The 12,049-nt window shown below is 51.6% G+C and carries 4 protein-coding genes; 2 read left to right on the top strand and 2 right to left on the bottom strand.

The features are described from left to right. Positions 1-764: 764 nt before the first annotated feature. On the top strand, positions 765-6,647 hold the full coding sequence (locus ACR0IP_RS14565) for a PA14 domain-containing protein (RefSeq protein WP_480526337.1): 5,883 nt from the start codon (positions 765-767) through the stop codon (positions 6,645-6,647). Positions 6,648-7,132: 485 nt separating this feature from the next. On the opposite strand, the gene ACR0IP_RS14570 is transcribed toward ACR0IP_RS14565, so the two are convergent. Both ACR0IP_RS14570 and ACR0IP_RS14575 read right to left on the bottom strand, forming a co-directional pair. Beyond that, complete coding sequence (locus ACR0IP_RS14570; RefSeq protein WP_480526339.1) at positions 7,133-8,332, bottom strand: hypothetical protein; 1,200 nt, start codon at positions 8,330-8,332, stop codon at positions 7,133-7,135. A 150-nt stretch (positions 8,333-8,482) separates the two neighbouring features. Continuing rightward, positions 8,483-10,072: a hypothetical protein gene (locus tag ACR0IP_RS14575; protein ID WP_480526340.1), complete on the bottom strand. Its 1,590-nt coding sequence runs from the start codon at positions 10,070-10,072 to the stop codon at positions 8,483-8,485. A 342-nt stretch (positions 10,073-10,414) separates the two neighbouring features. On the opposite strand from ACR0IP_RS14575, the gene ACR0IP_RS14580 reads away from it, so the two are divergent. Continuing rightward, entirely contained in the window at positions 10,415-12,049 is a 1,635-nt protein-coding gene (locus tag ACR0IP_RS14580; RefSeq protein ID WP_480526342.1) for a hypothetical protein, read from the top strand.

Below are 12,049 nucleotides of genomic sequence, written 5' to 3' on the forward strand. Positions count from 1 at the left end.
TGTCAGTCTCGGAATTCACAAAACTATTCCACTACTTAATAACCAATACCCTTTGATGGCTCAGCAAAGCGGAATTGTCTATCGTTGGCTGCGTCCTTACGAGAACAACAAAAAAGACGAACAACACAGCAGTGCGCTTGCATGCCTTTGCTTTTACCCTTGCTCCAGCCCCGGGTTTAGAGCGAAAACAGTCGGAAATTGTTCCAAATCAGCAATCTTCTCGCTTACCGGGTGCTTCGGTTTCGATCGTATACGAAATTTCATTAAAAAACCGATGAAATTTGGAGCGAATTGAGGTCGGGAATGGGGCGAAAATGCAAAAAAACCATGATTTCACTTAGAAACTCGGCGGAAATCTGGACACGCTCGGCAATGTCTCGCTTGCTTGAATAGCTCTGAGTATTTCCGGGTTGTGGGCAATTTGAGGTCTGGGTATGCCATTGTTCAGGGATGGTGAACTAGTTTTTTCGTTACTTCAAATGTTACTCGATTCTCGCGGCTTACGGGTCGTGGAAACGCTTGGAATGGACAAAATGAAAAGGCGGCTGGGATGGCACCTAAACTGAAGTACTTAGCCTCGGATAATAATTCGACGGCAAACTTTGAGACACCCGGTTTACAAAATGGACACAGTTTCGCCGCAGATATGATCTTGTGCCAGCTTCCTGCCGCACTTTCGCCCTTCTGGACCTGTACCTCCTGACCGACCACCACATTGATTGGAGCCTCACCAGGGTTTCATCAAATGCACCAAGGATAACGTAATGAGCAGCATCGACACTCGGATTTTCGGCATTCCGACCGAAGGCTTGGGCTTTATCGCAGAGTACTACACGTTACCCCAATGGGTTTCCAGTATTTCGGAGGTAAACTTCGATCTAACACCTGACGCGGTTGAGGTGGTTTCGGAGCTGGATATTGAACGCTCAACTGAAGCGTTCTGGGATGGCGGTCCCCAAGACTCGTTTGCAGCAAAGTATTCGGGCGCCCTGAACGTAAGTCAGGCTGGCGTCTACACCTTCTACCTTACGTCTGATGACGGTTCGGCATTGTACATTGATGGACAGCTTGTCATCGACAACGATGGAAACCATGGTGACAGGCTGATTCAGACCGACATTATGCTCGACGCTGGGTCCCATGATATCGAGATCCGCTATTTCGAAAGCGGCGGTTTACAAACGCTCAAGTTGGAATGGGAGGGTCTTGATACCGGCGGCGACAGGCAGCTGATCAGTTCTAACGTCGTGGACTACTCTATTTCTGATGCCGCAGAAACATCCACGGAAGGCTTTGACGAAGCTTCTTCTGATGCAGATGTTGCGCCGCAGGCGACAGAGAGTCTGGGACTTTTTGCCAAGTTTTTCGAACTCCAAGGCGGTACTTCGCGTCTGGATCAGATCGACTTTAACGCCGATCCGGTTTCGGAGATGATCCTGTCCGAAGTCGCATTCGAACGGGGTCGGGATGCATGGTGGGACGGTGGCGCGCGGAATAGATTTGCCGCCGAGATCACGGGCCAATTGAATGTCGAGACAGCTGGGGAATACACAATTTATCTGACCTCGGATGACGGCTCCGCGCTGTTTATCGACGGTGAACAAGTGATCGACAACGATGGCTTGCATGGCGACGTCATGATCCCGGTGACACTGTTCTTAACTGCAGGTTCGCATGATCTTGAGCTTCAGTATTTCGAGAACAAGGGTCGACAGACCTTGGTCTTGGAATGGAGCGGACCGGATACTCAGGGTGGCAGAACTCTGATAGCGGGAGACAGCCTGAGTCATTCGCTGCCAGGCAGCGTTACCGATGATGACGGCACGGATGGATCGGATACGACCGGCGACACTGTTGATCAGGTGGATCAGGGCGGGACCGATGATGGCGACCCGGGCCATGGTGATCATGTTGACAGCGACGGTGGCGATACGGGCCACGACGGTGGATATGATGGTACTGATGGATCCGATACCACCGACGACACTGTCGATCAGGTAGATCAAGGCGGGACCGATGATGGCGACCTGGGCCATGGTGATCATGTTGACACCGACGGTGGCGACACGGGCCAAGACGGCGGAAATGATGGTGCGGATGGTTCCGATACCACCGACGACGTGGTTGATAACGGTGATCAGGGCGGGACCGATGATGGCGACATGGTCCACGACGGGGGAGATCATGGAACAGACGGTGGCGATACGGGCCAAGACGGTGGAAATGATGGTACGGATGGTTCCGATACCACCGACGACGCTGTTGATCAGGTAGATCAGGGCGGGACAGATGATGGCGATGCGGGCCAAGGTGATCAAGTTGACACCGACGGTGGCGATATGGGTCACGACGGCGGGCATGACAGCAATGACGACCAAACATCACAGAACCGTGGTCTGGTTGCTCAGTATTTTGTTTTGCCGACAGCGGCTTGGAGCCTTGCTGAAATTGATTTTGACGCAACGCCCGATCTGACAAGCACCGTCTCGGAGCTGAATTTCGAGAACTCAAATAACCCGTTCTGGGAAAATGGCGCACAGGATGAATTCGCGGCCCGTTACAGAGGTACACTGAATGTTGAAACGGCCGGTTCATACACGATTTACCTGACATCCGATGACGGGTCCGCAGTCTACCTAAATGGTGAGCGCATCATCGACAATGATGGCCCTCATGGAGCTGTGACCATTCCGGTCGTGGTCGATTTGGAAGCTGGCGAGCACGACCTCGAAGTCCGCTATTTTGAGATTTGGGGCGACCAGGTCCTGAGGCTGGAGTGGAGTGGTCCTGACACGAACGGTGTAACCGAAGTCATTTCCGGAGATAGCCTCGGTCATTCGTTGCCGGACGGCGATACCGTACATGATGGTCATGACGGTACGGATGGATCCGATACCACCGACGACGCTGTTGATCAGGTAGATCAGGGCGGAACCGATGATGGCGATGCGGGCCATGGTGATCATGTTGACACCGACGGTGGCGATACGGGCCAAGACGGTGGAAATGATGGTACGGATGGTTCCGATACCACCGACGACGCTGTTGATCAGGTAGATCAGGGCGGGACAGATGATGGCGATGCGGGCCAAGGTGATCAAGTTGACACCGACGGTGGCGATATGGGTCACGACGGCGGGCATGACAGCAATGACGACCAAACATCACAGAACCGTGGTCTGGTTGCTCAGTATTTTGTTTTGCCGACAGCGGCTTGGAGCCTTGCTGAAATTGATTTTGACGCAACGCCCGATCTGACAAGCACCGTCTCGGAGCTGAATTTCGAGAACTCAAATAACCCGTTCTGGGAAAATGGCGCACAGGATGAATTCGCGGCCCGTTACAGAGGTACACTGAATGTTGAAACGGCCGGTTCATACACGATTTACCTGACATCCGATGACGGGTCCGCAGTCTACCTAAATGGTGAGCGCATCATCGACAATGATGGCCCTCATGGAGCTGTGACCATTCCGGTTGTGGTCGATTTGGAAGCTGGCGAGCACGACCTCGAAGTCCGCTATTTTGAGATTTGGGGCGACCAGGTCCTGAGGCTGGAGTGGAGTGGTCCTGACACGAACGGTGTAACCGAAGTCATTTCCGGAGATAGCCTCGGTCATTCGTTGCCGGACGGCGATACCGTACATGATGGTCATGACGGTACGGATGGATCCGATACCACCGACGACGCTGTTGATCAGGTAGATCAGGGCGGAACCGATGATGGCGACATGGTCCACGACGGCGGAGATCATGGAACGGATGGATCGGATACCACCGACGACGTGGTTGATAACGGTGATCAGGGCGGGGCCGACGGTGGCGACATGGTCCACGACGGCGGAGATCATGGAACGGATGGTTCGGATACCACCGATGACGTGGTTGATCACGGCGATCATGGCGGGACTGATGATGGCGGCATGGTCCACGACGGCGGAGATCATGGAACGGATGGTTCGGATACCACCGATGACGTGGTTGATCACGGCGATCATGGCGGGACTGATGATGGCCATACGGGCCACGATGATCATGCCGACAGCGACGAAGTGGATCATGGTGGTGAGAACCTTCCTGGCACGATCCCAGAGCCAACTGACCCTTCCGAACATGACGCGTTTGTTGCGGCGGTAATGGCCGAGCCCAATGCGCACGCGCATGGCGATAGTATGACTATGTCCACGGAGCATGGTGCGCTGCTGGATCTTGTTGATCGCTCTGACGCCACTCATGTGGCCGTATCAGATGGCGATTGGTTTGACCCCAACACCTGGTATGAAGGGCGCATCCCGGACGAAGGTGCTAACGTCTTGATTCCGAAGAACATCGCAGTCACCTACAATGGTGTGAGCGATGCATCGCTGTTCACAGTTCGTGTTGATGGTGAATTGTCCTTCGCGACCAACATTAACACGCGCATGGTCGTTGACACGATGGTTGTCGACACATCCGGCCGACTTGAAATTGGAACAGAAGACAATCCGATTGCAGCCAATGTAAATGCCGAAATTGTGATTGCCAACAACGGTGACATTGACGTCAGTTGGGATCCGACTTTGCTGTCGCGCGGTGTTATCTCGCATGGTCAAGTCGAAATTCATGGTGCAGAAAAGCAAGCTTTCTTGACCGTGTCGGAAGCCCCGATGCGTGGTGAGAACACTCTGTCGCTTTCCGAAATCCCCGATGGATGGCAAGTCGGTGACAATCTGGTTCTAACAGGAACGCACCAAACTGGGCATACTGGTACAGCTCTTGGCTACATCGAAAGCCAAGACGAAGAGATCACGATCACCGCTATCAACGGCAATCAGATCACATTTGAACCTCCACTGGAGCATGATCACGATACACCGCGTGACGATTTGTTTGCTTACGTCGCGAACATGTCCAGAAACATTACGTTCTCGAGTGAGGATGGGGATGCCACGCAAACTCATCACCGTGGACACGTAATGTTCATGCACAATGACGACGTCGACGTCCGCTACGCAGCATTCGAAGACTTGGGGCGGACCGACAAATCCACACCCGCCGCACTTAGCACTGCTGATTTGGGGGTTGTGGAACCGGACAGTAACATCCAAGGTCGCTATTCATTCCATTTCCACTTGACGGGCACTTCTGATCAGGACAACCCGGCGATTGCTGTTGGAAATACCGTTGATGGCTCGCCTGGCTGGGGATTTGTCCACCATTCCAGCAATGCTAACTTCGCAGAGAATGTCGCCTTTGATGTTTTCGGGGCTGCATTTGTAGCTGAAGCCGGTGACGAGACAGGCTCCTGGTTCAGAAACATGGCGATCAATGCCCAAGGTACGAACTGGGGTGATTGGGAAGTCAAGGACGGAGCACGCGTCTCGAGTCAAGATACCGGCCATACTGGCGACGGGTTCTTCTTCGCAGGCCGTTTGGTTGAGGCAGCGGAAAACGTTGCAGCGAATACCAACAATGGTTTCGTCTGGATGATGCGCAACAACAAGGCCGATCCTTCAGTCGATAACTTGGATCACCCTGAGATAGGGTATGGCCGGGATACGATTCTGAACAACCTGGCGCCGATTCAAGGGTTTCGCGACAACGAGGCTTTTGGCACCAACACAGGGATCATCGTCATCAAGGATTTCCCTTGGCAGACGCAGCATGATCTTCGCACTGTTTTTGACGGTTTCTTGAACTGGGAAACTTCCACCGGCGCAAACCTGAGCTACACCTCGCACTATACGTTCATCGACTTCGATCTCATCAACGCGAGAGAGCGCTTGGGCGACGTCAATAACTACGGGATAGACTTCGGAACAAACATCTACGACATGGTTCTAAATGGGCTGCGCGTGGAAGGTTTTGATGCGGCGGTTGACTTCCGGTCGGATTTCACAGCTTCGTTCCCGGATAGCGATGTTGCAAATATCCTGATTGATTTTGAATCGATCAATAACGGCACGGATATCCTTGGCTACAACCCCGCTGCTCACCAGATACTGACGTCGGACGATTTGACTCCTGGCAGGTTAGAATTTGTCCATGACGGTGGTCTTAGCATCGCGCTAGGTGAAAACTTCAGCTTTGATGGTGTCAGAACCGACTCGATTGGGACCCGAGACCGGGCGTTTGAGCAGGAGCCGCTTCAGATCGAGTTTTATGAGCACATCATCTATCTGATCTCCGAAAACGGATATTACAGGACAGAAGACGGTCGGAACGTGCTTTTGATCGACGACTTTATCACCGATAGAGCAACCGGCGAAGTCATGAAGATCACCCATGTTGTCACGCTTGAAATGACGGACGGTGAACTGGCAAACAACTGGATGATTAACAACTACGCGAACGGTGCCCGTTTTAACGGCATGCTTGATCTGGGAGGTTCGGCTCCGGATGCAGTGGACGACAATTTCTCAACTGGAATGAACCAGGGTGTTCTTGTTGACGTGCTTGCCAATGATTCAGATGCAGAAAGTGCTGAACTCAATGTAAGTGGTTTCACCGACCCCGAGAATGGCGATGTATATGTTCAAGAAGATGGGCAGCTGCTGTACCAGCCAAACATTAACTTCGAGGGCACCGACACATTTGAGTACTGGGTAGCGGACTCGTCTGGTCAACTGTCTGAGGCGACTGTCGTGGTTGAGGTGTGGGACCTATGATCTGAGTTCCGCACGTAATCGGCGAATGTCTTTAGGCCGTGCTGCCGACAAAAGCCATGCTTAGCCGAGTTTGCCTGCTTGCCATCGTGCAAAAGGGTATCTCAGGCGCGTGGCTTTTGGTTATGCTGGCTGGGCCCATTGCCGGTTTGCTTCCAGGTTGGGTAGTGTCGAAAACTATAGTGCTACCCACGTGATCGATGGGCTCTCAACCTAGCGCATTCTACCATTTGTTTTGGCAGTTGCTTCGTTGTGGGCCCAAGGTCCATTCGCAGAAAGTTCCCTGCTCTGTCTTTTGAAATCTTCAGTTTGAGCGACCGGAGGCGTGTCTCGCTGGATCGCTTAGTTGCTGGTGGGTCTTGGTTCAGTACATCGTTTCATTGTCGCGACTAAGGCAGCCAGGGTCGTACTAAGGCCTATTCGCACCGAAACGAAGGAGGTGTGGGCTTCACCCTGATTGGAAGTCGCTTCGGTCCTTCGCTCGCGGGTTAAGTGGCCGGTAGTGCAATATGGTCAAGACCCAGTAGAATGAATGTGCTTTTGAGTGTTTTCCAGGCAATACCGCCCCAAATAACGTCCACGAAGTGCGAAAATCCCCAAACTACATTGAAAACCAAAAGAACCGAGAACATCCGTATTGGCATTTCTTGAGTATTTGTTCGTTTTGGTACACCAAAGCTGATCGCAATTAGCAAAGTGAAAACAACAGCGGTTGTATGCCAACTGACCCATCGGCCCCAATCTAGGGCAACAACGTAAAGCGGCAGAAAAAGGAATGCCGACGCAATGTAGGCACGCACAAAAATGCGCCCGCCTATTAGGTAGGATCCGGTGACCAAAATCGAGACTGCAGTCAACGCATACAAAAGCGCAAAGGAAAAGACATTCGATGAAAACAAAACCCAAAAGGTTGCCGTCATGTATTCGCTCAGGGGAATCTCAAGCGCCTTGATTGCGCCTTCACACATTTCCGCCGAAACACCCGCGTTCAGTATGGGCTGACATACGGCCATATAGTCAGTCAACTCTCCAAATGCGAACGCAATTAGCACGGCGATCAGGCAAGAACTGCCGATAATTCCCAACAAGGCGACGAAGTCCAACCGCGAGATCACCAGTTTAGATCGAGCCAGCCAAAAGCAGAACGCAAAGAAGGGCGCAAAGAAAAGGTTTCCCTCGTGGCTAATAGTTGCGAACCCGAAGACGACAGCCGAAAAATAGATCAACAACTTGTTCGGAGTATGTTGACTGGCGGCAAACAGCATCAACGCAAAGGCAAAAAAGGAAATCAATTCCTTCCGCAGACCGCCTTGACTGTCCAGTGCCCAAAAACTGATAAAAAAGCCCGGGGACAGGATCAAAAGCCAAAGGGTCGAAGGACTGCATTTTCGCTTAAGCGCAACAGTAATTAGTCCCACGGTTGCAAGCAGCAAGCCGATCTGCACAACGACAACCAATAGCAAGACATCAATCGACAAACCCTGTGCTACTTTAAGCAGCATCGAGCCCATCATCCCCCGGCGGATAGTGATTTCTGTACTGTTGATAAGCCAATCACCCTGTTTCCAGGAATTGCCGCCAAGCAGAAAGTCCTGATAGGCAGTCCAGGCGATGAAGAGTGTGAATCCCCAAATCAAAAACATCGGAATGGAGTAAGTATATCTTTGCAAAGTAATGGCCTGTATCAAAGGTTAACTACGCCTGAGTAAGGGTAAACAGCATAAGCCAAGCCCAGCGTGTGTAAATGAGGACTAGGAATCCAACTCACCTTGGGCATTGGGATCGTTGCGCTTATGAAACCCTTCGTTAATCCGTCTGCATTTACACGCTTCAAAGGTTCAACTTCCGTTTCCGCGTAAAAAAAACAAGACTTCATCCGATGTCGCGTTCTCCGGTTCAAAGGCCGAATACACTGCGCTTTGTCTGAGGCAGTCTGCAAGCTGGTCTTGGATTTTAAGTACGATGATGCTGGGACCTTGGCGGTCGATTTGGTTGCAGTACTCATTGTAGTTTTTTGGCAGGTCGTATCCTGCTGGAATCTCTAGATCGACCCACCAGTTCTTACCAACGATAAAATCGGTATTGGCCGCATGTGGAAAGCCATGGCGTGGTTCGCGCAACCGCCAATGTTCATACATCAGATTCGGCGCCAGAAAATCGCGTGACCCACTGGGCAGTGTCTCTTGAACCTGCGCGATCTGGTTGGACAGCAGATCGATCTCCTCAGCTGTATCGCCCCGGGATGAAAACCAACGGACATGCTCCAGCGAAATCCGCCATAGTGGCAGCATTATCAAAAAGACCAGTGCTAACTTTAGCACTTCGCTTCCCGTTCTGGCTTGCAACGGCCCACGCCACAAAAGTGCGGCGAAGAACCCTGTTCCGATAGCAAAAAACGGTACAAACAGTTGTAGGTAGTGTGACCAAAAATGCTTGTAGAGTATCGCTGCCTCGATCAGGCCGGGCAATATTAAGGTTATCACTAAGATATCTGTCCAAAGACCCCTTGTTTGGTTTGATAGCCGCGTCTTTCGACCTTGGAGCAAATGTATAACAGCTGCGATCGCAGTGGAGACCGAAGCCAATGCCAGGAAGGGAAAAACAGGCAGAATGCGATCGGTGAACCAGCTGTGTTGCTCTTTCAAATTGCTCGTCAATGGTTGGAGGATCAGGTCTTGTCGTAGCAACTGCATTCCATCCAGAAAGGCCTGTAAGTTGCCGGTGAGAACGTATGGCATGACGTTCGTTAGCGCTCCGGCCAAACCGACGGCAGCAATCCAGATTGTAGCGACACAAACGGCCTTTAGCAGAGTAACCCCTGTTGGTATGAGGCGCAAAGTCAACCAGAATGCTGCGCAACAGAGACACAGCAAAAAATAGGGGCGTATCCCTATGGCAAGGCTGGCAAGCAGAGCTGAAAAAGCGAAAAGCCAAATAGATGGGGTTTTTCCAAAGCGGATGGGCGCAACCGCAGCCATAAGCAAGGCTATTGCGCCAATTGCCGAGGCGCTTGCCAAGGGATTGATGTGGTAAATCCCGCCGGGAAGGAACGCAAAACCCGCTAAGCTTGCGACTGCTGACGTTTGCGCACACATCGTTGTAACCCGATCCGGCAGATCCAGCCCGGAGACAAGAACCTGCCGAGTGACAAACGCCGTCGCAATCGCGCCACCCAGCATTGCAAAGATGGAAAGGATTTGCCACGCCAGAACGCTGTCGAATGCGGCTGGGATTACGAAGAGGAATTGGTTAACTGGCAGCTTGTCATCAAATTCAACCGTCCAATGAAGGTCATTTTCAAGAAGCCGTTGGCCGAAATACATCATATGGTTGATGTCCCAGCTCCAGCGTGTGTCGGACAGGTTAACTGCGTAATCCAGGAGCACTGATAAAATAACGACGACAAGGCAAAGCCTGAAAAGCAGCATGGCGTTCTCCAATGACCGATACTATCGCTAGCTAAAACGAAAAAAAAAGCTAGTGGACATGCACAAAATTACGGACTCGTGGCAATTTCCCATCAAGGTCAGACCTTCAGGCGAGACCTCATTTCTGATTGGCTGACAGCAGTGCTTTGGTAGACGCAACAACTCGAAAGGGCCAACAGGGCTATTTGTCGACAATCTTGGGTAGAGCGCAGAGAGCATCGCCTTAAACTTTGGGGATTTTAGCGTGTTCAGTCTGTTGAGATTGAACAGAAAGCCCAACTTGAGTCCACAACGCTTTTCCGATTAAATCACAGATAATCAAACGATTTCAGAGAGAATTCGATGCCAAAGGATATTGCCCGCTCGGACAGCCCGATTGGCATTGCGGTATTGGTCCTGGTTATAGCTTTCGGGGGCGTGCAGCTCTTTTTTTGGACAGATCGCAGCATTTGGATTGATGAAGTTTCTCAACTTCTGAACTTTCCTTTGGACAACCTGGCGCAAGCCTTTGGCCCCTTGCCGCAGGCGCAACAAGCCGGCCCGCCCGTTTTCAATCTGTTTTTGCATTCGATTTCACACCTATCAATTCAAACGGCTCGATGGATCGTGATCCTGACGACGCTTGGCATCATCACTATTGCTATGGCCTTCGCTTTCGAAAGGCGCCCTATTCCAATTGCTGCAGGTCTATTTGTGCTATTGTCGCAGCCATCTTTCCTGATCAATGGCTCGATGTTGAAGTTCTACGCATTCGATGCGGCTGGTTTCGCCATATTTACTGCCTGGATCTACTGCAAAAATCGTGACGCACCCTTTGGTTTACGGGACATGGCGGTTTTGTTCGTTGGGTTGTTTTTGGGTCTATCTACAATTGTCGCAGGGTGTCTGGTGGTAGCTTTTTTTCTGCTCTCACGTCTGAAACGGGGACATTTAGAGTGGAAGGAGGTCGCTTTGGCCGCGCTCTTCTGCGGTGTTGCCGTGGCGTATTACTTGCAAATCGGGTACGCGACAAAAATTCAATTGACCGGGTTTCCTGACGCATATGGGGCTCTGGGTTTTGATGCCCTGAAGCGGTTCGGTGAAGCCACCATGCTCTTGTTGCAAACACGAGGGGTATTGATTGTGCTGGTACTTTTGGGAAGTTCCGGCGCCGCACTCATTATTCTTGGTGACACTCGACGTTCAAAACTTGTCAGTTTGTTGCTGTTCACCGCAACTATCGTTTTGGCCTTTTTAGTGTTGGCTGCAATAGGCAAATATCCTGCGGTTAGCTCACGTCATCTTTTTTGGATTTTGGGGGTCGTAGGGGTTCTAGCTGGAGCGGTGGTCGATACGTTGCTCGTACCACGCGATGACCGACACCGCCGATTAGCGCTGGGCTGCTTGATAGTTCTGGGAATTGCTTTTGCAGCTTCTGGGTTAAGAGTGGCGATGAAGTGGCCTCCGCAATTGGTCGAAGGTTCAAGCGACCAGGTGGTGGAGACGCTTGCCAATTTGCCGCCCTCGGACGTGCTGTATTATTTTGGAACATTCCGTCTGATTCCGCTGATGATCGAAAGGGGCGCGCCAATTGCTCAGCACCGGTTCGCACCTAGCCTTTCGACACAAAGTGGTGCAATCGACCCATCTTACTTCGATTCAGAATGGAACGAAATCGATGGCAATCTGTTCTCGGAAAAGGTTGAGAACATCTTGCAAAACGATCCAATCGGCTGGGCAAAGATGTACATTTTGTTGCGCCAAAGAAGTGATTTCAGGCCGTTGGCACGGTTCGTTCTGGATTCCGGACCGTCGGATGGCAGGACTTTTTACATAGCGTCGATACATGCGAGCTGGCCTGGGTTACCGGGACGGGCAACCGCAGGACTGAGGCAGGTATTGGACGAAAGATCATGTTCTTATAAACCAGTTGCGGTTTTTGACACTCTGCTAAGCCCGGGTTATGTGCTCGAAGTCAATTGCCCACCGTCCGACTGA

Source organism: Ruegeria sp. AL11, from assembly GCF_056540865.1.

What these genes read in the sequence shown, in the direction of transcription:
- ACR0IP_RS14565 (WP_480526337.1), top strand. Translation starts at nt 765, where the DNA reads ATGAGCAGCATCGACACTCGGATTTTCGGCATTCCGACCGAAGGCTTG.
- ACR0IP_RS14575 (WP_480526340.1), bottom strand. Translation starts at nt 10,072, where the DNA reads ATGCTGCTTTTCAGGCTTTGCCTTGTCGTCGTTATTTTATCAGTGCTC.
- ACR0IP_RS14580 (WP_480526342.1), top strand. Translation starts at nt 10,415, where the DNA reads ATGCCAAAGGATATTGCCCGCTCGGACAGCCCGATTGGCATTGCGGTA.